Origin of the sequence: Sphingomonas xinjiangensis, assembly GCF_014199255.1 — a bacterium.
GTDB classification, from domain to species: Bacteria; Pseudomonadota; Alphaproteobacteria; order Sphingomonadales; family Sphingomonadaceae; genus Sphingomonas; species Sphingomonas xinjiangensis.
Genome location: NZ_JACIJF010000004.1, coordinates 305,623 through 330,080 on the forward strand (window position 1 = coordinate 305,623; position 24,458 = coordinate 330,080).

22 protein-coding genes are annotated in these 24,458 nt (G+C 66.0%); 10 read left to right on the top strand and 12 right to left on the bottom strand.

Annotated elements, in window-relative coordinates; genetic code table 11:
- Position 1: 1 nt before the first annotated feature.
- Entirely contained in the window at positions 2-1,072 is a 1,071-nt protein-coding gene (locus tag FHT02_RS09525; protein ID WP_184086834.1) for an ABC transporter substrate-binding protein, read from the bottom strand.
- Here FHT02_RS09525 and FHT02_RS09530 point away from each other — a divergent pair.
- Positions 1,066-1,761: a hypothetical protein gene (locus tag FHT02_RS09530; RefSeq protein ID WP_343056887.1), complete on the top strand. Its 696-nt coding sequence runs from the start codon at positions 1,066-1,068 to the stop codon at positions 1,759-1,761. The genes FHT02_RS09525 and FHT02_RS09530 overlap by 7 nt on opposite strands.
- Before the next feature lie 7 nt (positions 1,762-1,768).
- Here FHT02_RS09530 and FHT02_RS09535 read toward each other — a convergent pair whose 3' ends face one another.
- The 5 genes from FHT02_RS09535 to gspL all read right to left on the bottom strand — a co-directional run bounded on the left by FHT02_RS09535 (position 1,769) and on the right by gspL (position 6,990).
- Entirely contained in the window at positions 1,769-2,503 is a 735-nt protein-coding gene (locus FHT02_RS09535) for a Crp/Fnr family transcriptional regulator (protein WP_246352318.1), read from the bottom strand.
- 119 nt (positions 2,504-2,622) lie between these two features.
- Positions 2,623-3,849, bottom strand: coding sequence for a type II secretion system inner membrane protein GspF (gspF, locus tag FHT02_RS09540; protein WP_184086838.1), 1,227 nt, complete (start codon positions 3,847-3,849; stop codon positions 2,623-2,625).
- 47 nt (positions 3,850-3,896) lie between these two features.
- Complete coding sequence (locus FHT02_RS09545) at positions 3,897-5,372, bottom strand: GspE/PulE family protein (protein ID WP_184087094.1); 1,476 nt, start codon at positions 5,370-5,372, stop codon at positions 3,897-3,899.
- A 14-nt stretch (positions 5,373-5,386) separates the two neighbouring features.
- Complete coding sequence (gspM, locus tag FHT02_RS09550; RefSeq protein WP_184086840.1) at positions 5,387-5,884, bottom strand: type II secretion system protein GspM; 498 nt, start codon at positions 5,882-5,884, stop codon at positions 5,387-5,389.
- On the bottom strand, positions 5,881-6,990 hold the full coding sequence (gspL, locus tag FHT02_RS09555) for a type II secretion system protein GspL (protein WP_343056888.1): 1,110 nt from the start codon (positions 6,988-6,990) through the stop codon (positions 5,881-5,883). The genes gspM and gspL overlap by 4 nt, the downstream gene beginning before the upstream one ends.
- Positions 6,991-7,035: 45 nt before the next feature.
- Here gspL and gspG point away from each other — a divergent pair, with 45 nt between their 5' ends.
- The 5 genes from gspG to gspD are packed head-to-tail and all read left to right on the top strand — an operon-like array spanning position 7,036 to position 11,243.
- Positions 7,036-7,506: a type II secretion system major pseudopilin GspG gene (gspG, locus tag FHT02_RS09560; RefSeq protein ID WP_246352286.1), complete on the top strand. Its 471-nt coding sequence runs from the start codon at positions 7,036-7,038 to the stop codon at positions 7,504-7,506.
- Positions 7,507-7,510: 4 nt separating this feature from the next.
- Positions 7,511-7,990 carry a prepilin-type N-terminal cleavage/methylation domain-containing protein gene (locus FHT02_RS09565; protein ID WP_281393123.1) on the top strand — a complete coding sequence of 160 codons (480 nt, stop codon included), beginning with the start codon at positions 7,511-7,513 and terminating at the stop codon, positions 7,988-7,990.
- Entirely contained in the window at positions 7,987-8,337 is a 351-nt protein-coding gene (gene gspI, locus FHT02_RS09570; protein WP_184086848.1) for a type II secretion system minor pseudopilin GspI, read from the top strand. Before FHT02_RS09565 ends, gspI begins: the two co-directional genes overlap by 4 nt.
- On the top strand, positions 8,334-9,134 hold the full coding sequence (locus tag FHT02_RS09575; protein ID WP_221239391.1) for a type II secretion system protein N: 801 nt from the start codon (positions 8,334-8,336) through the stop codon (positions 9,132-9,134). The genes gspI and FHT02_RS09575 overlap by 4 nt, the downstream gene beginning before the upstream one ends.
- Before the next feature lie 12 nt (positions 9,135-9,146).
- Positions 9,147-11,243 (top strand): type II secretion system secretin GspD, encoded by a 2,097-nt coding sequence (gspD, locus tag FHT02_RS09580; RefSeq protein ID WP_343056889.1) that lies wholly within the window; start codon positions 9,147-9,149, stop codon positions 11,241-11,243.
- An 8-nt stretch (positions 11,244-11,251) separates the two neighbouring features.
- Here gspD and FHT02_RS09585 read toward each other — a convergent pair whose 3' ends face one another.
- Genes FHT02_RS09585 through FHT02_RS09595 form a run of 3 tightly spaced genes read right to left on the bottom strand, consistent with a single transcriptional unit; the run spans position 11,252 to position 12,530 of the window.
- A complete protein-coding gene (locus tag FHT02_RS09585; RefSeq protein ID WP_343056890.1) occupies positions 11,252-11,668 on the bottom strand; it encodes a hypothetical protein in 417 nt (138 codons plus the stop codon).
- Entirely contained in the window at positions 11,665-12,129 is a 465-nt protein-coding gene (locus FHT02_RS09590; RefSeq protein ID WP_184086852.1) for a hypothetical protein, read from the bottom strand. The genes FHT02_RS09585 and FHT02_RS09590 overlap by 4 nt, the downstream gene beginning before the upstream one ends.
- On the bottom strand, positions 12,126-12,530 hold the full coding sequence (locus FHT02_RS09595; protein WP_184086854.1) for a hypothetical protein: 405 nt from the start codon (positions 12,528-12,530) through the stop codon (positions 12,126-12,128). Before FHT02_RS09595 ends, FHT02_RS09590 begins: the two co-directional genes overlap by 4 nt.
- 304 nt (positions 12,531-12,834) lie before the next feature.
- On the opposite strand from FHT02_RS09595, the gene FHT02_RS09600 reads away from it, so the two are divergent.
- Positions 12,835-15,285: a PhoX family protein gene (locus tag FHT02_RS09600; protein ID WP_184086856.1), complete on the top strand. Its 2,451-nt coding sequence runs from the start codon at positions 12,835-12,837 to the stop codon at positions 15,283-15,285.
- A 148-nt stretch (positions 15,286-15,433) separates the two neighbouring features.
- Here FHT02_RS09600 and FHT02_RS09605 read toward each other — a convergent pair whose 3' ends face one another.
- The 3 genes from FHT02_RS09605 to FHT02_RS09615 all read right to left on the bottom strand — a co-directional run bounded on the left by FHT02_RS09605 (position 15,434) and on the right by FHT02_RS09615 (position 18,564).
- Positions 15,434-15,781, bottom strand: coding sequence for a hypothetical protein (locus FHT02_RS09605; protein ID WP_184086857.1), 348 nt, complete (start codon positions 15,779-15,781; stop codon positions 15,434-15,436).
- An 81-nt stretch (positions 15,782-15,862) separates the two neighbouring features.
- Positions 15,863-17,170: an amidohydrolase family protein gene (locus tag FHT02_RS09610; RefSeq protein ID WP_184086859.1), complete on the bottom strand. Its 1,308-nt coding sequence runs from the start codon at positions 17,168-17,170 to the stop codon at positions 15,863-15,865.
- A complete protein-coding gene (locus tag FHT02_RS09615) occupies positions 17,170-18,564 on the bottom strand; it encodes an amidohydrolase (RefSeq protein ID WP_184087100.1) in 1,395 nt (464 codons plus the stop codon). Before FHT02_RS09615 ends, FHT02_RS09610 begins: the two co-directional genes overlap by 1 nt.
- Before the next feature lie 243 nt (positions 18,565-18,807).
- Between FHT02_RS09615 and FHT02_RS09620 the strand changes: the two genes are divergently transcribed.
- The 3 genes from FHT02_RS09620 (at position 18,808) to FHT02_RS09630 (ending at position 24,236) form a co-directional block, all read left to right on the top strand.
- Positions 18,808-21,510: a PAS domain-containing sensor histidine kinase gene (locus FHT02_RS09620; protein WP_343056891.1), complete on the top strand. Its 2,703-nt coding sequence runs from the start codon at positions 18,808-18,810 to the stop codon at positions 21,508-21,510.
- Complete coding sequence (locus FHT02_RS09625) at positions 21,511-22,125, top strand: response regulator transcription factor (protein WP_184086861.1); 615 nt, start codon at positions 21,511-21,513, stop codon at positions 22,123-22,125.
- A gap of 257 nt (positions 22,126-22,382) precedes the next feature.
- A complete protein-coding gene (locus tag FHT02_RS09630) occupies positions 22,383-24,236 on the top strand; it encodes a HAMP domain-containing methyl-accepting chemotaxis protein (RefSeq protein ID WP_184086863.1) in 1,854 nt (617 codons plus the stop codon).
- Positions 24,237-24,458: the final 222 nt, after the last annotated feature.

A 24,458-nucleotide genomic window follows, 5' to 3' on the forward strand; every position in this document is an offset into this window, starting at 1 on the left:
GTCAGGCGCCGGAGCTGGCGGCGACCGGTTCGTATCCGTGCGGCCGCCCGACCAGGATCGCGAAATCGCGCGCGACCGAGCCATCGGTACGAAAGCGGACCGGCCCGGTGACGCAGCGAAAGCCCTTGCTGTCGAGCAAGCCGGTGAAGCCGAGCGTTCCGGCAGCGCGCATCGCATTGGCGATGCCAGCGGCATCATACGCCAGCGCGGCGATGGTTCCCGGCTCGCCACCGTTGCGCGCGGTGAAGGCGCTGGCAAAGGTGCCGAAGGATTGCGGATCGGGACTGGCGATCCAGGCGTCCTGCAAGGCCTCAAGCGCCTCAGGACGGTAATCGAGCCCTTGCAGGGTGGCGAGCAATTGGATGCCGCTGCCCTTCAGATTGCGCGCCGCCGCCAGCACCGCCTCGCCGCTGCCGGGCAACAGCACAGCATCGGGCGCGTCGCCGGGTGTCGGCAGGGGCTGGCCGGCGCGGATCTCCAGCACGCGCACTCGCATGCCGAGTTCGCCTTCCAGCTTGCCCGCCGCCAGTGCGGACGCGGCGCTCCACCCGCTGCCATCGTCGATCACCGCGACCGATTTCACGCCGCGCGACCGGGCATAGCGCAGGATCGCACTGGTCACCTGGGCCGCGGTGATGCCGAAGATGAAGGTGCCGGGTGCACGCAGCACCGTGTCGTTGCTGAAGGCGATGATCGGCACACGGCCAGCAACGGTGCTCGTGACAGCCGGCACTTCCTCCGCACCCAACGGCCCTAGGAAGAGTGCCGGCCGGCGCTTCAGCGCAGTGGCAGCTGCCGCTGCGGCACCCGCTGCAGTGCCGGTGGTGTCGAAGCTCTCAACAAAGCTGCCGTTTTCCGCGAGCAACGCCGCTTGACGCATGCTAAGGCCCAGCCGCGCTCGCGGTCCGGTGAGCGGGACCAGCAGGGCGATGGGACGTTTGTCCTTCTTCGCGGCTGCATGCGCGAAAGAGGGAAGCACGACCGATGCCGCTGATGCGACCAGGCCTGATTGCAGCAACCTCAGCAGGGATCGCCGGTCGGTTACCGATTCCGGATACGGGGCGTGTGGCACGGCGTCCCATTATCGTGTTCGCCGGCATCGGGATAGTAGCCTATGCGCTCGCAATGCTGGCCACCATGCCGGCCAGCGTGGTGCTGAAGAACCGGCCCTGGCGCACCGGCGTCGCCGGCACCGTGTGGAACGGCGAAGTGGGTGTGGCCGGCGGGTCCAAGTTCGAATGGCAGATGGCCCCGCTCCGCTCGCTGACTTCATTTGGTTTCGCCGCGGATTGGAAGGCGACGGGCCCGGATACCGATCTGGGCGGGCGCATGCTGATGCATCCCGGCGGACGCACGGTGCTCGACAAGATGAGCGGTACGGCCGATGGGCGTTTGCTTCAGGCGGTTCAGCCCAATCTTCCTTTCACCTGCGATCTGACGATGCAGATCGACATGGACCGGATCGCCGTTGGCGGTGGCAGCCAGATGCTGGCCGGCAAGGCGGCCAGCGATCCAGGCAGTTGCCGCCCCAAGACCGGCAGCGCCGCGGCATCCCCATTGCCGCCGCTGCTTCTGACCGCCGAACCAATCGGCAATCGTACGACCATCCGCATCGCTCCGGCCACGCAGCGCCGTCAAATCCTGGTACAGGCCGAGCTTTCCGAAGGCGGAACGCTGGATCTTTCGGTCACGCCGGAAGGCGCGGCGATGATGCCGTTCCTGGGCCTGCCACCTGGCGTACGCATCCAGGGCGCGCTCTGACCTTTGATCAGGTAAGGTCAGGCCGGCTTTTGGGCAGCCAGTCGGGTTCTGTTACAAACGGTGCCACCACACAGGGCGAGAGTGCCTGTAACGCAGCCTCGTCCTTGAACACGATGCTCCCGCGCTTGCGGTCGATCATGCCTTCGTGCTGAAGCCGAGTCAGCGTGCGGCTGGCATGGACCGACGTCATGCCGAGCAGGTCGGCGATCTGACCCTGTTTGAGCGGGCAGTCGAATCCGTCGACGTCCGCCATCCCCGCCGCCTGCAACCGGCCGCGCAGGTCCAGCAGAAACCACGCCATGCGTTCCATCGCCGAGGCTTGGCCAAGGATCGCCTTTTCCTGCATCAGCGCGACGCGCTCCTTCTGCACGCTCAGCAGGAAGGTCGCGGCGAAGCGGGGCGACCTTTCGATCAACTGGCCCAGGACGCGGTGCGGCACCGGGGCGACCGCGATCTCGGTGAACGCTTCCAGCGTCTCCGCCGCGGCGCTGAGGCTCATGCTGGGCGAGCCGAGCACATCGCCGGGCAAGTGAATCTTCATGAACTGACGGCGCCCGTCCACAAGGCTCATTGACGAGCCGACCCACCCTTTGGCGAGGAAGTAAACGCAAGTGGCCGGCTCACCTTGCTTGCGGATCTTGGCGCCGGCGGGATAGCGGATCTGCTCCCCTGCCCAGTTATCCAGCATGTCCGCATCGCCTGCACACAGCTTTGCAAATTCTTCCAGCCGGTGCAGCGACATCTTTGGCAACGGTCTCTCCCTATCCCGCTTTTGGGCGCTGCTAATACATTGCCGGGCAGAGCGAAAAGAGAGATTCTGAGGACCGGGGAAGCAGAAGTTTAGAGAGCCAGGCGCGGCAGCTACATCCCGACAAGATTATTGAGATTGATTATCGGGAGCAGAATCGCAAGCACCATCATCAGCACCAGTCCTCCCATCACCAGCAGCACCAGCGGTTCGACGAGCGATACCAGGGTTGACACCAACGCGTCGAGTTCGCGCTCGAGTTCGTCCGACGCACGGCCGAGCGCCGGCGCAAGGCGCCCGCTGGATTCCCCGGACGCGACGATGGCCACCAGCATGCTTGGAAAGACCTGCGCCTCCTGCATCGCCGCGCGCAGGCTGATGCCTTCGCGTACCCGAGTGGCCACCCCGAACGCCTTGGCGCGCACCCAGTGATTCGGCGTCACCGCGGCAGCCGCGTGCAGCGCCTCGACCAGCGGCACCGCGCTGCCGACCAGCGTAGCCAGGCTGCCGGCAAAGCGCGCCGCGTTGAGTTGCCGGCTGAAGCGGCGGAACGGGCGATGTTCGGAAAAGAAACGGTGCACGCGCAGTTTGTTGGCCGGCACCCTCCCCCACCGCAGAAAGCCGAAAATACCCAACGCCAATGCCAGCAGGAAATAAAGCCCGAACTGCTGGATGAACCAACTGATCGCGATGAGGGCGCGGGTGAGCAGCGGCAAATCCGCGCCGCGCGACACGAACACCTTCACGATGTCCGGCACGACATAGACCATCAGCAGCACCATCATGCCAACCGACACCAGCGCGAGCAGCGCCGGGTAAAGCAAGGCAAGCTGAAGCTTTTGACCATTGGCCTGCCGGTTCTCGACGAACTCGGCGAGGTGGTTGAGCACGTCCGGCAACCGCCCTGAAGCTTCGCCGGCGGCAACCGAAGCGCGATAGAATTCGGGAAAGGCCTTAGGATGCTGCGACAGCGCCGCGGCGAAGCTTCGCCCGTCGAGGATCGCACTGCGGACATCGACCATCAGCGTGTTCACCGCCGGCTGCTCGGATTGGGCCGCCACCAGGCGCAACGCCTCTTCGACAGGGATGTCGGAGCCGACCAGCGTGGCAATCTGGCGCGTGGCCGTGGCGAGCGCGCGTGCCGACACGCGATTGCGATTGAAGCCGGGAAGCTGGATCGAGCCCGGTTTGGCATTACGGTCTGCGGCAGCCTCCACCGAGAGCGGCAGCAGCGCCTGCTGGCGCAGTGCCGCGCGAGCAGCAGCGGGCGACGACGCTTCAATGATCCCGCGCTTGTTGCGGCCCGCGCGGTCGGCGGCGCGATAGGCGTAGGCGGGCATCTATAATCCTCCTCGAGCACCGCTCGGGGGAGATTGTGAAAACAGCCTCACGCCTCATCCCTAACGACGCGCGCGACTTCGTCCACGGTGGTCATCCCAGCCCGCACCTTCGCCACGCCGTCGTCCAGCAGGCTGGGATTGTTCTTGCGCGCGATCCGCTCCAGCTCCGCCTCGGACGCACCGTCATGGATCAGCTTCTGAAGCTTCTCGTCCACGGCCACGACTTCGTACAGGCCGGCACGACCGCGATAACCTTCGCCATGACATTCGTCGCAGCCGAGCGACCGGCGCAACCGTTTGCCCGGCTTGAGCGCACCGCCAAGCAGGAGCGAATCCGCCTCGGTCGCGGTGTCTTCCCAGCTGCAGGTCGGGCAAAGCTTGCGGACCAGCCGCTGGGCGACAAGCCCGACCACCATCGGCGCGAGCAGGTAGCGCTCGACCCCCATGTCGATCAGTCGCGTCACCGATCCCACCGCGCTGTTGGTGTGCAATGTCGACAGCACGAAGTGGCCGGTCATCGCCGAACGGACCGCCACCTGCGCGGTCTCGTGGTCGCGGATTTCGCCCACCATGATCACGTCGGGATCCTGGCGAAGGATCGCGCGCAGGCCGCGTGCGAACGTCATATCGGTGCGTGGATTGACTTGGGTTTGGGCGACGCCCGCCAGCTCATATTCGATCGGATCCTCGACCGTCATGACGTTGCGCTTGCGGTCGTTCAGCCGAGTAAGCGCTGTGTAGAGCGTCGTTGTCTTGCCAGAACCGGTCGGACCGGTGACGAGCAAGATGCCATGTGGACGCTCGAGTAGGCGCCCAAAGACGTCGCGGTCGCGCTCGCTCATGCCCAGGCCGCTCAGATCTAGGCGCAGCGATCCCTTTTCGAGCAAACGCAGCACTACGCGTTCGCCGTGCTGGGTGGGGATGGTGGAGACGCGCGCATCGACATCATGGCCGCCGATGCGCAGGGTCACGCGGCCGTCCTGCGGCACGCGCCGCTCGGCGATGTCAAGCTTGGCCATCACCTTGATCCGGCTGACCAGAAGCGGCGCGAGCGCGCGCGGCGGCTCGATCATGTCGCGCAACACGCCGTCGATGCGGAAGCGTACCACCAGCCGCTTTTCCTGCGTCTCGATATGGACGTCCGACGCACCTTCCTTGACCGCTTCGAGCAGCAGCGCGTTGATCAGGCGGATCACCGGTGCATCGTCGCGGGTGTCCAACAGATCGTCTACCGATGCCGCGCTGTCGGCCAGCGCGGCCAGGTCCATGTCGCCCAGGTCGAAATCGGCAGCCGCACCGGCCCGATCGCTGAAGGTCTGGCTGAGCGCAGCGTCGAATGCCTCGTCGGTCACCGCCACAAGCGGGGCTCCCGGCGCGATCCGTTGCACTTCAAGCAACCCGTCAAGGCCCGCACCCGCGCGGTGCACGCACTCGATGCCCGCGGACCCTTGCCGCAGCAGCACACCGTGCTTGCGTGCGAAGCTGTACGGGACGGTGCGCGGCGCGGGCGCGTCCTCGATCATGATCAAGGTCTCGCTCACCCGACAAACTCCACGCTCGCCGAGACCCGCCCAGCCGCAGGACGCCGCTGGATCGACAGCCCCCGCACGCGCAAATTGCTCGTCGCGCTCAGGTCGGCAAGCCATGCCATCAGCGTGTCGTAGCTGGCGTCCGCCACCGTCACGCGTACACCGCCGGGCATTGCCTGGGGCGCGACAGCAAGCCCGAAGCCCGACGCTGACGCACTCACCACCTGCGCCGGCGGCCCCTGACGCCGCTGCGTGCGCGCCGTGGTGAGCGTTCCCGCCGCCCGGATGCGCGCTGTCAGCGTTTCATACGTTCGGATATCCGCCACCGCCTCGGCCCGGGCCGCTTGAAGCGGCTTCACCACGCCAAAGATCAGCACCACGCCCGCGAGCAGCAGGGCGAGCACGCTCAACAGCACCCGCTCACGCCGGCTCAACGCGCTCCACCAGGCGTCGGCGCGCATCAGCGCCGCGTCGAGTGTCGGCAGATAGGTTACGATCACTCTCATGCCGGCCTCGCCGTGATGCGGATGGCCCCGTCCGGCGACTGCGTGACCTGGGCGGGGACCCGCGCCGCGCGCAGCGCCGCGTCGATCCTCCCGACCAGTCCGGCTTCGCCACGCTCCACGTCCATCGTCAATGTGTTCGCCTGAAAACCGACGGTCCTGACGGTAAGGCTGCTCGCGATCGGCCCCAGCGCGCCGGACACGCGCGAGAGCAGCGGCAGGAACAGATCGGGCGCAGCTTCGGCTCCGCTCGGCAGCATGTCGGCCACGCTGGCGGCGAAATCGCCCGATAGGTTGACGCCAGGAGCAGCGAGGGCCGCAGCAGCACGCGTTTCGTCGGCACGCCGCCCGGCGATGGTCTGTAGCATCAGCGTGTCGGCTGCGGCGATCACGACATGCGCCGCGGCTCCCAGCGCAACGATCCAGCCCGTCCGGCGCCACACGTTGGGCAACGACGCACGCCGCCGTGCGTAGAGCCCCTGACGAAGATCGAGCGCGGGCTGAAGCAGCCGCGTTGCCAGGGGCTCCGAAGCCAATCCCGCATCCGCCTGCGCCATATCCTCGGGCATTGGCGCGCCATAGGCGGTGACCGGCGGACGTCCCGCCGCTTCCCACGCGGCCCGCAGCACCGGCGCGGGGCAGGCGAAGCCCGAACCGTCGCCCGAGCGCACCACCGCGCGCTCGGCGCCGAGGTCGACTGCCCACTGCCCTTCCCCCGGCCGCGGCAGCGCCAGCGCGTCGGGCACCATCGCGGCATGGCCCAGCCCGGCATCCTCCGCCGCCTCGACCCAGGCCGCCATCAGGTCGTGCCGCACCACGCCCACCAGATAGCGCTTCGGCGCGATCTCCGCGCCCAACGCCAGATGCACCGATTCGGCCGGCTCGGCGAGTTGCTCCTCGACAGCAAAGGGCAATGCTTCCAACCGCTTGGCGCGTGTGGAGAGCGGCAGGTCGACGGCAAGCAGCCGTACCTGCTCGGTGGACACGAGGACGGTTGCGGGTCCCCCCGGCTCGGCTATGATCAGCCGGCCGCCCGCGAGCGTCCAAACGCCCGCCGCGGGGGCGTCCGTCTGGTCGGGTGCACCAATTGGTCGGGCAGCTTGTGTCACATTTGCTTCATGGGAAGGACGCATGGGGCGGGGATGCGCATAGAATTGAAACAGTTTAGTGACATCGCACCACCGGAGCCGTCGCGCAAGCGCCGTGCCGTGCCAAATGGCGAAGCCGGTCTGACCTTGATCGAAATGCTGATCGTGCTGGTGATCATCGCCGTCGTGGCGGGGCTGATCACCATGAACGTGATCGGCCGCCCGGATGAAGCGAAGGCGACCACCACCAAGGGCAACATCTCCTCGATCGAAGGCGCGCTAAAGATGTACCGCCTCGACAATGGCGATTACCCCACCACCGAGCAGGGGCTCAAGGCGCTGGTCGAAAAGCCCACCGCCCCGCCGGTGCCCGGCAACTGGGCGCAGGGCGGCTACCTATCCGCGCCGCCACTCGACGGCTGGGAACGGCCCTATGCCTATAGCTCGGATGGCATGAGTTTCACGATCCGATCGCTCGGCAAGGATGCCAAGCCTGGTGGCGACGGCGTCAACACCGACCTCGAGGGCAAGGGCTGATCCCATGCGGGGGGGCGTCAGCATAGGCAAAGGGCATGCCGAAGCCGGCATGACTCTGATCGAGATGCTGATCGTGCTGGTCATCATTGGCGTTGCGGCCGGGGCGGTGACGCTCGGCATCGGCGCCGCGACCCGCGCGCCCACCGTCGAGACGGAAGCGCGGCGCCTGGCAATGCGGCTTCAGGCCGCTGCCGACGATGCCATGCTGGGCGACCGGATCATCGCCTTCACCGCTGAAAAGCACGGCTACGGCTTTGCCACGATGGGAGCCGACGGGCGTATGATTGCCCGCACCGACGACGCCCTCGCCTTTCACCGCCTGCCCTCTGGGATCGTCGTGACACTCAACGTGCGCCCGCCGGTAATGCTGGGCGTTGACGGCGCCGGGCGGCCGCTTACGGCGGTGATCGAGCGGGGCGATCAGCGCTGGCGCGTCAGCTACGATGGGCTGACCGCCAGCGCCGTTCCGGCGCCGCGCGCATGAACGACGAGGGTTTTTCGCTGATCGAGGCGCTGGTGGCACTCGCCGTGCTGGCCATCGCCACAGTGGGACTGATGCGCACGGTGGAGTCGCACATCGATTCAACGCGCGGTCTCGAGCGGCGCAGCGCCGCCATGTGGGCGGCGGAGAACCGGCTGGCCGAAATGGAAGCCGGCATCTCGGGCATGAGTGAGCAGGTGCCGATGCTGGGTCAGCAGTGGCGCGTAGCGGTCGAGCGCCGCCGCACCGACGATCCCGAGATTCAGCGGGTGCGCGTCAACGTCTTTGCGCAGAACGAGCGCTCGCCCCTTGCATCGCTCGACGGCTTCGTGGACGGTCGCCGGCGATGATCCCTGCCCTTAGCCTTACTCCGCGCCAAGCCCGTACGCTGCTCGACATCCTTACCGGCGCGATGGTGGTGTCGGTCGCCTTCGCGCTTGCCGGGCTGACCTGGCGGATCGCTGGACATGCCGGCACGGGGGCGATCACCGTGCCATCGGGCCGCAGCGGCCCCGCCGCCATGCCCGACATCGCCCCTGCCCTTGCACTCGCCCCGTTCGGCAAGGCGTCCGCCACCGAGGCTGCGCAGGCCACTAGCATGCCGTTGGAGTTGAAGGGCGTCGTTGCCGCCATCCCGGCCTCGCTGTCGACCGCCTTCATCGCCGTCAGTGGCCAGCCGGCCGCGCCCTTCCATGTCGGAGAGGCCGTAAACGGCGCCACCATCCAGGCGATCCTGCGCGACCGAGTGATCCTGTCAACCGGCGGGCGCAGCGAGTACCTAGCCTTTCCCGATCCGACTTTATCGCCCGAACAGCGTCAGGCTGCCGCAGCCCAGGGCCCGCAACCTGGCGCCGCCGCGCCTGCCGCGCCCGGCGGCACCGCCGCGCCGTCCGCCCCGCCCGCCGCGGGCACTGCCGCGCTGTTGCAGCGCTTCGACGCCAGCCCGGTCAATGGCGGCTATCGCATCGGCGACAACGGCCCGCCGGGCATGGTGCCGGGCGATGTCATCCAATCGGTCAACGGCACGTCGCTGTCCGACCAGACCGCCGCCAACGCCGCTTTTGCCGGCGCCCAGGCGAGCGGCTCCGCCCAGATCCAGATCCTCCGCGACGGTAAGCGCATCACGCTCACCGTTCCGCTGCGTTAAAGAGAACCCCAAGTGTCCAAGCTCCGTTCCACTCTCGCCGCACTCGCGCTCGCCGGCACTGCGCTGGACGCCATGGCGGCAGTCGCGCAGACCGCCGAAACCGAAGCGGCCGACGTCGTGATCAACATGCGCGGTGTGGAGATCGCCGACGTGGCCGACCAGATCTCCCGCATCACCGGGCGCACCCTGATTCTCGATCCCGCAGTGAAGGGCGCAGTGACCGTCACCTCCGCCACGCCGCTGACCAAGGCGGGCGTGTGGGAGCTGTTCCAGTCGGTGCTGCGCGCCAACGGCTTCTCCGCCGTCCGCTCCGGACGCGCGTGGCGCGTGGTGCCTGCCGCCAACGCTGTGCGGGATGGTGGCGTGCCGAGCCGCGCCGCCGGGGGTCAGGAACTGGTTACCCGCATGGTGCGGCTGTCCAACGTGCCCTCCGCCGACGTCGCCCGTGTCGTCCGCCCGCTGGTGGCGACTTTCGGCAGCGTCGAGCCGCTGACCGCGCCCAACGCCATCGTCGTCACCGACTATGCCGACAACGTCCGCCGGGTGGAGGCGATTGCCCGCCAATTGGATGGCGGCAGCGGCCAGAGCTTCGCGACCATCGGCCTGCGCAACGGCAATGCCGGCGATGTTGCCCAATCGCTCCAGACCGTGCTCGGCGATGCACAGGGTGGCACCGGCGCGCGCGTCGCCGCCGATCTACGCTCCAACACTGTCATCATCCGCGGCACCCCCGCGGCCGTCGCCGAGGCACGCCGCATAGCCGTATCGCTCGACCAGCCGGGCGGCGCTACGCCGATCACGCGCATGTTCCGCCTGAACTATGCCGATGCCGAGTCCGTCACCGACGTGCTGCGCGGCGTGCTCGGCCAGGGCGAAAGTGCCGACAATCCAGTGGCTCGCAGCCTGTCGGGCGGCAATTCCAATCCGTTCATGCGGCAGAACCCGTCGCAGATCCTATCCGCTTTGCCGAACAGCTCGGCGGCGACTAGCGGCGGGCTCGGCGCTGCCGCCGCGGCCGGGGGGCTTGGCGGCGGTTTGGGGGGGGGGCTTGGCGTACAGGCCCAGCCTCAGATGAGCAGCGAGCCGGGGCAGCGTCCGCAGGGCTTTTCCACCCCGGAGCTGACCGTGCAGCCCGCGCCCGAGCTGAACGCGGTGGTGGTGCGGGGGACGCCCACCGCGATCAACTCGATCGAAGGGCTGATCACCGACCTCGATGTGCGCCGTCCTCAGGTTATCATCGAAGCTGCGATCGCAGAGATTACCGGTGACGATGCCGAGGCGCTTTCCGTCCAGCTTGGCGCTGCGGGCGCAGTACTCAACCGCGACGGGGCCGGCACATCGTTTGGTGGCCAGGCCGGAGTGTCGCTTGGGAACCTTCTAACCTCGCTCGGCGTGCCGGCGGGTGCCCTGCTCACCGGCGGCTTTGCGGGCAACGTGTCACTGGGCGATGATTTCTCCATTCTGGTCCAGGCGCTCGGCGCCTCAACGCGCGCGAACTTGTTGTCTACGCCGCAGATCACCACCCTCGATAACGTCGTCGGCGAGATCGTCGTCGGCCAGAATGTGCCGTTCGTGACCGGCTCGATCCTGACCAATTCCAGCGACGTGAACCCGTATACCACGATCGAGCGCAAGGATGTCGGTATTACCCTGCGCATTCTGCCGCGGGTTAACGCCGGCGACACGATCCGGCTTCAGGTCAATCAGGAAGCCTCGTCGATCGCCAACGTGTCCGTCTCTGGCGCGTCCGACCTCATCACCAATCGTCGTGCAATCAACACCTCGGTCTTGGCCGACAATGGCGAGACGATCGTGCTCGGCGGTCTCATCAGCGACGATTATCAGGACTCGCGCCAGCAGGTGCCGATCCTGGGCGACCTGCCGATCGTCGGCGAGCTGTTTAAGAGCCGGCGCGAGCAGCACCAGAAGCGCACGCTGTTCATCTTCCTCAAGCCGACGATCCTGCGCGACACCGCCGATGCCAGCGCCGCGACCAAGGACCGCTACAACCGCCTCCGCGCCGACGAGATCGAGAACAACCGCCGCTCCAGCCTGTTGCTCGCCCCGCCGACGCCCAGGCTGACGGTGGAGATCGACGGGATCTACTGAGGCGCCGCTCAGCCGGCGGGCAGCGGGACGCGCGCCTGCTGGCTGCCGCGCGTGAAGAAGGCGGCATCGATCGCCAGTGATGCCAATTGCCAGCCATCCACGCTTTCGCCGACGCGCAGCGTTCGTGTTGCGCCATCGGCGCCCTTGACGAGCGCCACGGCGTCTTCCCCAAGCCTGCCGACTATACCGACAAGCTGCGGCGCATCCGCCGGCAAGGCCGTGTCCGCCTGCTCGGCAGGGGTGGCGAATAGCGGCCGTTCGTACACGGCCTGGAGTGCAGGCGGCGCTGCCGGCGCCAGCGGCGACAGCGGCTGGCCCGTCGCTGCAATGGGCGAGCGTCCACCGGGCAACAACAAGGCGACGGGCATCAGGATCGCGAACGCTCCAGCGCTCAGCAACGGCCACCATGTGCGGGGAATCTTCACTGCCATGGCGCGACGACTTCTCCGGACAGCCGCACGCCGCCGCCGGCGGCCGGCTCGACTCGCCAGCTTCGCAACCGCATCAGCGGGCGCTCGCGCTCCAGCGCGTCGGCAAAGGCCAGGACCGCCTTTTCGGCGCCGGAAGCCCGCAGCCGCACCGCCGCGACGCCGTGGGGCATCGGGACCGCCCCGACGGTCTCCACCAATATGCCGCCGGCCTTGGACAGCCGGTTCACGCGGGTGAGCACCGCAGCGCGCGCAGCCGCTTCATCCGCCGCCGGGATCGCCGCTGCGGGCGCCACGATGGGCGTCACCACATCGGGCCGCTGCGCCTCGGCGGCAAGCCGGGTGTGCGCCGTGCGCGCCGCGCGCAACGTCTCCAACGCGTCCGACACGGTGGGGCTCAGGACCAGCAACGCGGCCGCTCCGAGCGCAGCACCGATCGCAATGGGCGGCAGAGTCATTCCGTCTGCCCCCGATACGACACGATCATCGCCGCATCGCTTCGCTGCTGTCCGATCTCCCGCAACACGGCCAAGGTGGGCACCCGGCGCAGCGCCCCGCGCAGCGCGTCGGGGTCCGGCGTACGCAGTTCCAGCCGCAGCGCGCCGTCCCCTCCCCGTTCGGCCCGCACGATGCTAGCATCCTTCGGCAATCCGCGGGCCAGCGTATCCAGCGTCGCCGCAAGTGTCGGGCTGTTGACGAGCGGCGCAAGCAGGTCGCGCGCCTGCTCCGAGGCAACCTGCCGCGCGACGCGCGGCGCCAGCGCTGTCTCAAGCCGATCCGCTTGTGCGCGCTCGCGTCCCGCCAGCACATGCGCGCCGGTGATCGTCAGCACCGGAGCGGCCGCAATCAGGGCTGCCAAGCCCGCGGCCTCCCTCCACCGCCGCGACGTCGTCGCCGTCGCCGGTGGCGGTCCAGCGCCCCGCAGGGTCCGCAGCACCGTGCCCGCCAGGCTCTCGCCCGGCGGAGGCAGATCATCCTTGTCAGGCTCCCCGGCTCGCATCGCCGCCGCTTACGCGCTGTGCGGCTTTAGCGCAAAGCGTCACATTCACGTCTTGAAAGCGTCACCCGGATGCAACCACAATCACATCATGTCGTAATTCTGCCCTCCCAAGAGCGGGTTAGACCGGGTCGCATTTGACTCGGCGTCCTGGGGGACCGATTCCATGAACGACCTGACCGAGACGCCTTTCGGCTATACCGATGGCGACGTCGACACCAACACCAGCACCGAGATCACGCTGAACGAACTGGCCGACCGCCGCCTTTCCCGCCGCCAGACGCTACGCGGCGGATCGGCGATCGTCGCCGCCACGCTCGGTGCGTCAGCGCTTGCCGCATGCGACAGCAACGACGGCAATGAGAGCGACAACAACGCGGCTCCGACCGTCAACGCCGGCGCGGCGATCACCACCAGCGCGGGCCGCCTGGTCACGCTGAGCGGTGACGCCAGCGACGACAAGGGCGTGGAAGCCCTGTCATGGACCCAGACAGCTCCCACCGGCACGCCGGTCACGCTGTCAAACCCGACCAGCAAGACGCCGACCTTCATCGCGCCTGCCGTTGCCGCCGCGACCACCTTCACTTTCCAGCTGGCCGCCGCCGACGCGCAGGGCCGCACCTCCACCGGCGTCGCGACCGTGACGGTCAATCCCGCGACGCTGGGCTTTACCGCCGTGCCGAAGAACCTGCTCGACGTCGTGAGCGTGCCCGCCGGCTACACCGTTCAGGTTATCAACCGGGTGGGCGATCCAATCGCCGCGAATGTGCCCGCATACAAGAACGACGGCACCGACACGAACTTCGCCCAGCGCATCGGCGACCAACACGACGCTTTGCAGTGGTTCGGCCTAAGCAGCACCGGCACCCGCGATGCGAACAGCTCGACGCGCGGCCTGATCGTGCAGAATCACGAAAACATCGTTCAAGAGAATTTGCATCCGGCTGGCACCAGCTTTGGCGGCGTTCGTCCCGAAGCAGACGCGCTCAAGGAAATCGAAGCGCACGGCGTCAGCATCACCGAGGTAACTGAAGGCGCCAACCGCACCTGGACCACCGTTCAGGGTAGCAGCTTCAACCGCCGCCTGACCCCGAACACGCCGATGGTCTTCAACGGTCCTGCGCGTGGTTCGGACCTGCTCAAGACCGCCTACTCTCCCCTGGGCACCAGCGGCCGCGGCACGATCAACAACTGCGCCAATGGCGTGACCCCCTGGGGCTCTGCGCTAACCTGCGAAGAGAATTGGGCCGGGTATTTCCGCCGCTTTGCCGACGGCACGCGCACTGCCAAGGAACTCGCGTCGCTCAGCCGCTATGGCATCAGTGATCGCGCCAACGGCAATTACGGCTGGTCGACCGTGGTCCCCAGCGACCCCGCCGACACCCGCTTCCGCCGCTGGGATGCGCGCGCGACGGGCAGCTCGGCGACCACCGACTTCCGCAACGAACCCAACCAGTTCGGCTGGGTCGTCGAGTTCGATCCCTACACCCCGAACTCGGTCCCGCGGAAGCGCACCACGCTCGGCCGTCTTGGCCATGAAGGCGCATGGCCGGGGCGTTTCCAGGCTGGCAAGAAGCCTGCCTGGTACACTGGCGACGACTCGGGGGGCGAGCATCTCTACAAGTTCGTCTCGGCGACGGCCTGGGTCGAGGCCGATGCCAACGCCACCGACCGCTTGGCGATGGGCGACAAGTATCTCGACACCGGCACGCTGTACGTGGCCAAGTTCAATGCCGATGGCACCGGCGCGTGGCTGCCGCTGGTCTATGGCCAGAACGGTATCGACTCGACCTACGCCGCCTACCCGTTCGCGGATCAGGCTGACGTGCTGATCAACGCCCGCCTCGCCGCGACCGTTGTCGGCGCCACGCCGATGGACCGTCCGGAATGGACGGCCGTCAATCCACAGACCGGCGAAGTCTATCTGACACTTACCAACAATGGCGGCCGCGCGCTGGCAAACACCGATGCGGCCAATCCGCGCTCGTACACCGATCCGCGAGTCGACAGCGCGCGTTCGTCGAGTGGAAACGCCAATGGCCATGTCATCCGCCTGCGCGAGGACGGCGACACCACCGAAGCCACCACGTTCAAGTGGGATATCTATCTGTTCGGTGCCGGCTCGGATCTCGATCCCGCCAACATCAACGTGTCGGGGCTGACTGCGGATCAGGACTTCTCCAGCCCCGATGGCCTGTGGTTCGCCCGCAACACCAACCCCTCGGGCCAGGTCAAGCCGCTACTGTGGCTGCAGACCGATGACGGCGCCTACACCGACGTCACCAACTGCATGATGCTGGCGGCGATCCCGGGCACCGTCGGCGACGGCGGCGCGCGGACCATCACCAACACCGCCGCGAACGGCGCCACCGCCGCCCAGGCGACCCGCGTCGGCGCGGCACCGACAGCGGCGACGCTGAAGCGGTTCCTGGTGGGCCCTGTCGGCTGTGAAATCACGGGCGTGGACAGCACCCCGGATGGCCGGACCCTGTTCGTCGGCATTCAGCATCCCGACGGGCATTGGCCGGATAGCCAGGCGACCGGCACCGCCACGGCGCGTCCGCGCTCGGCGACGGTGGTGATCACCAAAAACGACGGCGGCGTGGTCGGGCTCTGAGCCCTGCCACCTTGGCTGAACTGAAGGAGGAGAGGTTCCGGTTGGAACCTCCCTTTTTGCTTGGCGGAAGGTCCGCGAGCGCAGGGTGGAGCGTTGGCCCCCACTCCCGCTTTTGCGGGAGGGAGTTAGAAAAGCCTTGGGCCTTGCGTTAGCGGTCCGATCGGCTGACGATATTTGCAGTGCCGTCTGGCGTGACCGTGATCATATGGCTGCCGCCGCCTGAACAGTCCGCGCGCCACAATGGCCGTCCGTCCTGATCCTCAAGCCGCTGCGAGGTCTTCACTGCCTGACACGGCAGCTTCGCATCCAGGATCGCACGGATGAACACGACATTGCGCTGGCGTTCGGGCAAGGCGGCGACCCGCGCGCCGACATCCTCTCCCGAACTGTTGACGTTTACGTTGGCCACGGCATTCGCGGCAGGCTCCTGCGTGCCTTCACTCTGACACCCAGCCAGGGCAAGCGCGGCCCCTGCCATCCATAGATATTGCTTCATTTCGATCTCCCAATGCCTTGCACTGGCAATGCCAAAGCCGCCGCCAAGGTTCCGGGCAAGCCGCAGCCCGCCCGGACCGCCTTAGTGCTGGTACGCCTTGGGCAACGCGCCTTCGCGCGGGTTCCAATAACGATCGCGCAGGCGAGTCTGGCGGCTAGTCATCGGCTGCTCGACGCCGTCGATGAACACCTGCACCGCCGAGGTTCCGATCTCGAGCGGATCGCCGTCCCAGATCACCACGTCACCGCGCCGGCCCGCCCGCAACGAGCCGAACTCGTCGCCCATGCCCAGCGCCTCGGCCGGGCGGGAGGTGATCGTTGCGAACGCCTCGCCCCAGTTCAGTCCACTCGCGCCAGGAATCTTGCCCAGCGCCACCAGGTTGCCGGCATATTGCTTTTCCCAGCGTGCCTGGCGGGCTTCGTCCTGGTTAATCGTGCCGATGCCGACCAGCACGCCCGCCGCCTTCATCCGGCCGATATTGGACTGGGTGGCAGCCAGCTGCTCAAACGAAGACGGCAGGTCGGCCACCGCCGACGCGATCACCGGCACCCCCGCCGCGGCGATCTCACGCGCCACGGTCCAGCCTTCAGTGGCGCCGACCAGCACCAGCTTGAGCCCGGGCACTTCGCGCTTGAGCTGGAGCAGCACCAGGATGTCGGACGCCCGCTCGACATGCGCCAGGAGCAGGGTGCGGCCCTGCACCACCGGCACCAGTGCCTCAGCATCGGCACGGGTCAGCAATGCTTCCTTGCCGCGCGCGTTGAAGCCGGCAGGGCTGCGGATATAATCGCGCACTTCGAACAGCGTGTTCTTGAGCAATGCATAGGCCGCGGAACGGCTGCCCCCGGCAGCACGCGCCCCGGCCTCGCCCCATTCCATGAACTGAAAGGCGCGTGGGCGCGTGACGGCGTCCATGTCGGCGGCGGTGTCGATCACCGCACCCTGCCCCGCAAAGATCGATCCGCTGCTGTTATCCGGCGCAACTACGGCGCGGGTGACACCTTCCAGCCGATTGATCGCCAGCGGCGTGCTTTTCGGGTTCACCGCCGGGGCGACGTCGAGTGCCGCGTCAAAGGGCGAACCGCTTGCCGCGGTGTCGTTGGTCGCCTCAACGCCGTCGACTTCGACGATGCCCATGCGCGTGAAGCCAGCGAAGATCCCGGGCGACACCCAGCGCCCGCCCGCGTCGATCACACGCACACCCGCAGGCACGGCCACGCCGCTGCCGGCGCCAACAACGCGTCCGCCGCGCACGACGACCGTGCCACCCTCGACCGGGGCGGACCCGTCGCCGATCACGAGTTTGGCGTTGGTGATCACGACGTCCTTCGCGCTAGCGGGCGCCGCCAGACCGATCACCGCTGCTGCGGAAAGAAGCAGCGTCTTCATCACTTCACATCCCCTTCGCCCGGCTGGCCCAGCTCAAAGTCCGATACGGGGCGGAGCTTCGGATTGCTGGCGTCATACAGCAGCGCGCCATCGACCCACACCATCTGCGGGCGGGTGTAGACGCTGAACGGATTGCCGTTCCACAGCACCGCGTCCGCCATTTTGCCCGGCTTCAGGCTGCCGGTCTGGCGGTCGATGCCCAGCGCCTTGGCCGGGTTAATCGCGAGCCAGCGCCACGCCTGCGCTTCGGAGATGTCATAGCCGGCCTTGATCCCCGACATGCGCGCCTTGGCAACTTCCTGGTTGAGGCGCTGAATGCCGTTCTCGTCGTCCGAATGGATCATCGCGCAAGTGCCTTGCTTCTCCAAAATGGCAAGGTTCTCGTTCACTGCGTCATAGGCTTCCATCTTGAAGCCGTACCAGTCGGCCCACACCGCCGCGCAGGCGCCGTTTTCCTTGAGCAGGTCGGCGATCTTGTACGCCTCCACCGCGTGGTGGAACGCGGTCACCTTGTACCCGAATTCCTTGGCCATATCCATGACGTTGGCCATCTCGTCGGCGCGGTAGCAGTGATTCTGGATAAGGATCTCACCGTCCAGCACGCCGCGCAGCGTGTCCATGGCGATGTCGCGGCCCGGCATCTCGCCGCCTTTGTCCTCATATTTGTCCCAGCGGCGCTTATACTCGGCGGCGCGCGCCCAGGTCTGGCGGTCGACTGCCATGTTGCCCATCCGGGTCGCCGGCTGGCGCCCCTTCGAGCCATACACGCGCTTGGGGTTCTCGCCGCACGCCATCTTCAGGCCATAAGGCGCACCGGGGAACTTCATCGCCTGCATCGTGCGCGCATAGACATTCTTGAGCACGACCGAGCGCCCACCGAAAAGATTGGCGGAGCCCGGCAGGACTTGCAATGTAGTGACGCCGCCATTGGTCAACGCGCGGCTGAAGCCGGGGTCCTGCGGCCACACGCTATGCTCGGCCCACACATCGGCGGTTACCGGCGACGTGGCTTCGTTGCCGTCGGACAGCGCCGGAACGCCAGGCGAAGGATAGTCGCCCAAATGGCTGTGGATGTCGATCACGCCTGGGGTCAGATACTTGCCCCGCCCGTCGATCACCGTCACATCGGCGTCGCGGGGCAGGTTTTGCCCCACCGCGACGATCTTGGTATCGCGGAACAGCACGGATCCGCCGTCGATACGCCCGCCCTCGCCGTCGAGGATCGTGACGTTGGTGACCAGCGTCGCTGCGCCGGGATAGGCATGGTAGGTCGATGGATAGGGATCGTGCGAATACCCCTTGCCCCGCCCTGGAGCGCGTGCCTGCTCGCTTGAAGCCTGCGGCTTCGTGTCGGCGCTGGTACATCCCGCCAGTGCCACCAGGCTGGCGCCCATCAGCAACGCTTTGATCAAGATACTTGTCCCCAATGATCCGGCCCGCCCTCTTGGGCTTGCTCGATTGATCGCCGGGTTCCTGCGGCATTGCAAGCATGGTTGCCGTCCGGCAGAAATTCGTCAGACAATTAATGGCCTTAGAAAATCTTCTCTGGAATTCTACGGAGTTTCACACATAATGTTAACCAATGTAGTTGCTCATGACAGACCTCGCGATCCTGTGCAGGGGCAGGTGACTTGCGTGTGAACGGTATTGAAATGATCCCGGCGCAGCAGCCGGGAACGAAGAACAGGCCGATTGCCGCGTTGCTTGCTGGCATCGCCGCTATCTGCGCAGCTACGTCTTTTTGCGGCTGGCTTTTCGAGGTCAGGCAACTGCAAACCTTCGGGTTCGACACGTTTCCGATCCGTCCGTTGACCAGTGTCGGCTATGTAGGTGTCAGCCTCGGGCTACTCGCCTCGATCTGCGACCGGCAGCGCGCGGCGACCTTGCTCTGGATCCTCCCGATCGTCGTCGCGGCATCGTACATCGCGGAAACTTTGACGGGTAGCGCCTGGAGCCTGGCCCGATTGATCGGCGAGATCCCGCCGCTCGGCTCGGACCATGGCTACATACCGCGACCGCGCTTGATCAGTGCGGGCATTCTCTTGCTGCTCACGATTTCGGCGTTCGGGTCGCGGATCAGGGGCTGGTTTTCCGCCGAAGCGGTCGGGCTGATCGCAACGGGGGTGCTTTGCTTATCCATGGCTGCCGGCATGATGATCTTGTTCGCCGAGCCGACGCACAAGGTGCCTCAGGTGCTGATCGCCTCCATGCCATCCGCATTCATGGGGATTATCCTCTCGATCACGCTGATCCTCCTCAATGCCGATCTGGCAATTGTGCGCGCGGTCGCGAGGCGCCGTGGCAATTGGTGGATGCTGGCGTTCCTGCCTGCCGCCTTGCTGCTGCCGATCATACCCTCGGTGCTCGAATTGTTCTTTTGGAGCCGCAACGGCATGTCGGCCGCAGCGACCGAGGCGCTGGTCACGCTGTGCAATATGCTGATCGTCGGGATGATAACGTTCTGGGCGATCACACGGATATCGCGTGCTCAGGCCCATGCGCTCGAACTGTCGGATGCGGTGGATTCGGCTACGGTAGCGATCACCACCGCCGACGGAAGGATCGCCTATTGGTCGGGAGGCTGCGAGCGGCTCTATGGATGGACCGCAGCCGAAGCGCGCGGGCAATACAAGTATCTACTGCTGCGGTCGGTTTGCCCGATCTACTCGGTCGAATCCCGTCAATCCGATGGTCACATCCAGGAGTTGATCGAGCTCCACCGCGATGGCCGGGAAGTGTCCGTGGTCGAACGCGGCGTCAATGTCAGCGGTCCGGGACGCGAACCGGTCATCGCGCTCAAGCTCACGGACACCACCGAGCGTCAAAAAGCGATGGAAGCGTTGCGCGACAGCGAGGAACGCCTTGCCGCCGCTTCGCTCGCGCATGAACTGGGCGTGTTCGAATGGGATGTGAAAACCGGACGTATCGAATGGTCGCTCGGCACCGAACAGCGGCTGGGGCTTCGGCCCGGCAGCATCAGCAGCTTTGAAAGCTGGCGCGCGCAGGTCGACCCGTCGGACGTCCAGACTAGTCTCGAAATCATCGCGCGTGCCGTGCAGACCCGCGCGGACCGCTTCAGCTTCCGCTACCGCTTCATCCAGCCCAATGGCGGGGTTCGCGCGGTGGAGGGATCGTCCCGCGCCTTTTATGACGAGCAGGGCAACCTCGTCCGCACGATCGGTGTCATCCTCGACATCACCCAACGCGATGAACATGATTCGGAATTGCGCCGACGCGAAGCCCAACTGCGCTCCATTCTCCAGACCGTTCCCGATGCGATGGTGGTCATCGACAACAACGCCCTGATTCAGCAGTTCAGCGCCGCTGCGGAGCGCCTCTGGGGTTATCGCGCCGAAGATGTGCTGGGCCGCTCCGCAACGATCCTTGTGCCGGAAAACGTGCGTGAAACGCACATGACCGTTCTCCGCCGTTTCCTGGAACATGGTGAAGGGGTGATCGGCGACATTCACACCAGCACGGCGGAATCGGCGGAAGGCCGCTGCTTTCCTATCGAGATCCGCACAGGCGTCGCGCGGATCGATACGCAATTCTTGTTGACGATGTTCGTACGCGACATGAGCGAACGGCTCGCAACGCAGGAACGTCTGAGCGATCTCAGCGCCGAAATCGCGCACGTATCGCGGCAAAGCGCGATGAGCGAACTGGCTGCCGATCTGGCGCATGAACTCAACCAGCCGCTCAGTGCCACCTCCAATTACCTCTCCGCCGCGCGCATGCTCCTGGAGCGTGGGGAGCAGGGGGAAAAGGTGATCGAACTGCTCCGCACCGCCGTCGATCAAACCCAACGGGCAGGCGAGATCATCCGACGCCTGCGCGCCTTCATGGCGCGCGGCGAGGTCGAGATGCGCGCGGAATCGATCGAACGGACCGTGCGCGATGCCGCCGATCTGGTGCAGGTGGGCACGACGCATTTCAACATCCGCACCGCCTTCCAGCTTGATCCGCAGGTCAGGTTCGTCTTCGCCGACCGCATCCAAGTGCAGCAGGTGCTGGTGAACCTCATCCGGAATGCGATGCAAGCGCTGCGCGGCTGCGATCGCCCGGACCGCATCATCACCATAAGTTCGCGGAAACTGGACGACCAGACGGTCGAAATAGCTGTTGCCGATAATGGTCCCGGCATGCCTGCACAGGTGCTGGAAACCATCTTCACGCGTTTCACGACCACAAAAGGCGGACGCGGCGGAATGGGTATTGGCCTTTCGATCAGCAAGCGTATCATCGAAGCCCATGGCGGCTCGCTCAGCGCTGCCAACCAACCAGAAGGGGGCGCGATTTTCCGTTTCACTTTGCCGATGATCGAAGGGGGTCACGATTAAATGACAAGAACAGTATATATCGTGGACGACGACGATGCAGTCCGCGCATCGCTGCACACACTGCTTTCCATCCGCAACGACCTACTGATCCGCAGCTACCGGTCCGGCGATGCATTTCTTCAGGAAGTGAACGACCTCGACCCTGGCATCGTCCTGCTCGATTTCCACATGCCGGGCGCAACCGGTCTGGACGTGCTGACCACCATGAACAAGGATCCGAAATTCGTCGCCATTGTGCTGACGGGTCAGGGGAATGTCGGCCTGGCGGTGCAGGCTATGAAGGCCGGGGCGCTCGACTTTGTCGAAAAGCCCTATGAAGCCGACGTGCTGATGCAACTGCTGGATACGGCGTTCGCGCGGCTGGAACAGGGCAGCGAAGCCGCCGCCCGGGTCAACGCCGCCGAAGCGAAGATCGCAAAGCTTTCGCCCCGCGAAACCGATGTGCTCAAGGGCTTGATCGAAGGGCGCTCGAACAAGATAATTGCCTATGAACTCGATATCAGCCCGCGGACGGTGGAGATCTATCGCGCGAACCTGATGGAGAAGCTTGAAGTCCGCAGCCTGTCCGAAGCGCTGCGTATCGCCTTCGCTGCGGGACTGTTCCCGAACAGCTGAAAAGGACCTCCACCTCTCTCCGCCGCACAACATAGGAGAGAGGTGGTCATCGCCTGCGCTGCGCAAGCACTGCAGTGCACCAGCGCAGTTATGCAGGTCTGCAGGCGCCTCGTCCGACTTAGGTATAAGTCCCTAAATCGTCACATTTACGAGGGCGTTCCGACCCACTCTGAGGTTCCACGCTATAATGACTTGGTTAAGGGCTCATAGCCGCATCACGGCTGCCCGGAACCTATTCACTACAGCGGACCTCACCCATGCTTGAGATGATCAATAACTGGCGGCTGGAAAAGAAACTCGTAGTCGCCTTCACCGTCATCGGGCTTCTGATGGCGGGCGTCGCCGGCGCCGGCATTTACGTCATGTCGGAACTTGGAGCCATTGCGACGCGCCACGTAGAGCGCGGAGTCGCAGGTACGGAAACGCTTGGGAGGTTGATGTCGCACCTGCGCGAACATCGCATCATCGTCATCTCGCAGCTGACGCCCACAAACGATGGGGATCGCCAGAAGTATGTTGACCGCTACGCAGCCAACAAGGAAGCGATCAAGAAGGCAGTCGCGGACTACGAGCCGCTGGCCGGAGAGTTCCTGCCGGAGCTGAAGGCGATCGACGCGGACATCGCCAAGCTCGAAGACGTCAACGAACAGGTTTTCAAGCTGACGCTCAGCCAGGGCATGGCTGTGGCGCTTCCCTACTCCAAATCTGAAGGCAAGGATGCGTCCAGCACCGTGCTCAAGCAAGCCGAAGCGCTGATTGCCCTGCAGCAAAAGCGCTCCACAGCTGCAAATGATGCCGGTCAGGCCTTCGCGTCCAAGGCATTCTGGGCGGTTCTGATCTTGTCCGCGATGGGGCTCCTGGCACTCGCGGCCATCTGGAAGCTCATCGTGAAGACCGTGTCGTCCCCCCTGACCGACGTGTCGAAGGCCACGTCTGTGCTCGCCGCTGGTGGGACCGCCGAAGTGCCTCACCGCAATCGCGCCGACGAACTGGGCGAGGTGGCCAAGGCAGTTGAGCTTTTCCGCGTCGCAGCGGTGGAGCGGGCCGAGGCGGACCGAGTCGCGGCTGAAGCACAGCGGATCGTCACGTCGACGTTGCGCGACGGCTTGTCGTCGCTCAGCCAAGGTGACCTCACCGCTCAGATCAAGGCCGATTACCCGGCGGACTATGCCGAGCTGAAGACCAACTTCAATGAAGCGCTGTCCAGCCTGCGCGGCCTGATCGGATCGGTGAGCGAGAGCGCCATCGCGATCCGCACCGGCTCAGGGGAGATTGCCCAGGCCTCCGAGGACCTGGCGCGCCGCACCGAAGCCAACGCCGCCAGCCTTGAGGAGACCTCTGCGGCGGTGACGCAGATGGACGGCCGCCTCAAGGCCACTGCCGACGCCGCCAACCGCACCGTGGTGCGCGCCGACGGCGCGATCTCCACCGTGGAAGGCGGCCGCACGATCGCCGACGAAGCGGTGCAGGCGATGGCGCGCGTCGCCGACGGCGCCAAGGGCATCGACAGCGTGATCGAAGGGCTCGACAAGATCGCCTTCCAGACGCGCGTTCTCGCCATGAACGCCGCGGTCGAAGCAGGCCGCGCGGGTGAGGCGGGCCGCGGCTTCGCGGTCGTCGCGGACCTGGTGTCGGCACTCGCCATGCGCTCGGAGGAAGAAGCCGCTCGCGCCCGCGATCAGCTCACCGCCACCCAGACTGACATCGTTTCCGCGGTGGAAATGGTGCAGAAGGTCGACGGCGCGCTCGCCAACATCTCGGGCGACGTCGCCGAGGTCCACAGCCTACTCGGCCAGATGGCAGCCGACAATCAGGCGCAGTCCACGGCGATCAGTCAGATCAGCGTGGCGATCGGCACCATGGATCAGTCGACACAGCAGAACGCTGCCATGGTCGAGCAGACCTCCGCCGCTGCCCGCAACCTGACCAGCGAAGTGGCGACGCTCGCCGAACAGGCCGCCAAGTTCGATGTCGGAGCAGCCGCGGCACCCAGGTCGTTCCGCCCGGCAGCGCCTCAGCCGCGCACCAAGAGCGCTGGCTACACCTCGCCGGTGAAGCCGCTGCCAGTGTCGATCTCGGCACAGGCGGAGGACGACTGGGCCTCCTTCTAAGCTCTTTCCGTTCACCCAAGAAGGGCGTCGCGGCATCCCCGCGGCGCCCTTTTCTGCATCCGCCGTTGATCGGCGCAAGCGATCTCAGTCAGCAATGAAATGTTTCAGATGTTTGTCTGCTTCTCAATCTCTGGGGTTCTAAAATCCATCTAAGGAGGGTGCCGGGCTGCCGAAGAACATTTCCCTACGTAAAAATACGGTGGCCGTTGCTCTCCCCTATAA

Bases quoted from the DNA above. Each gene is read 5' to 3' on its own strand.
- gspF (WP_184086838.1), bottom strand. From the start codon at position 3,849: ATGCCCGCCTACGCCTATCGCGCCGCCGACCGCGCGGGCCGCAACAAG.
- FHT02_RS09590 (WP_184086852.1), bottom strand. From the start codon at position 12,129: ATGACTCTGCCGCCCATTGCGATCGGTGCTGCGCTCGGAGCGGCCGCG.
- gspM (WP_184086840.1), bottom strand. From the start codon at position 5,884: ATGAGAGTGATCGTAACCTATCTGCCGACACTCGACGCGGCGCTGATG.
- FHT02_RS09630 (WP_184086863.1), top strand. From the start codon at position 22,383: ATGCTTGAGATGATCAATAACTGGCGGCTGGAAAAGAAACTCGTAGTC.
- FHT02_RS09565 (WP_281393123.1), top strand. From the start codon at position 7,511: ATGCGGGGGGGCGTCAGCATAGGCAAAGGGCATGCCGAAGCCGGCATG.
- FHT02_RS09605 (WP_184086857.1), bottom strand. From the start codon at position 15,781: ATGAAGCAATATCTATGGATGGCAGGGGCCGCGCTTGCCCTGGCTGGG.
- FHT02_RS09615 (WP_184087100.1), bottom strand. From the start codon at position 18,564: ATGGGCGCCAGCCTGGTGGCACTGGCGGGATGTACCAGCGCCGACACG.
- FHT02_RS09610 (WP_184086859.1), bottom strand. From the start codon at position 17,170: ATGAAGACGCTGCTTCTTTCCGCAGCAGCGGTGATCGGTCTGGCGGCG.
- FHT02_RS09575 (WP_221239391.1), top strand. From the start codon at position 8,334: ATGATCCCTGCCCTTAGCCTTACTCCGCGCCAAGCCCGTACGCTGCTC.
- FHT02_RS09545 (WP_184087094.1), bottom strand. From the start codon at position 5,372: ATGATCGAGGACGCGCCCGCGCCGCGCACCGTCCCGTACAGCTTCGCA.
- FHT02_RS09625 (WP_184086861.1), top strand. From the start codon at position 21,511: ATGACAAGAACAGTATATATCGTGGACGACGACGATGCAGTCCGCGCA.
- FHT02_RS09600 (WP_184086856.1), top strand. From the start codon at position 12,835: ATGAACGACCTGACCGAGACGCCTTTCGGCTATACCGATGGCGACGTC.
- FHT02_RS09535 (WP_246352318.1), bottom strand. From the start codon at position 2,503: ATGTCGCTGCACCGGCTGGAAGAATTTGCAAAGCTGTGTGCAGGCGAT.
- gspI (WP_184086848.1), top strand. From the start codon at position 7,987: ATGAACGACGAGGGTTTTTCGCTGATCGAGGCGCTGGTGGCACTCGCC.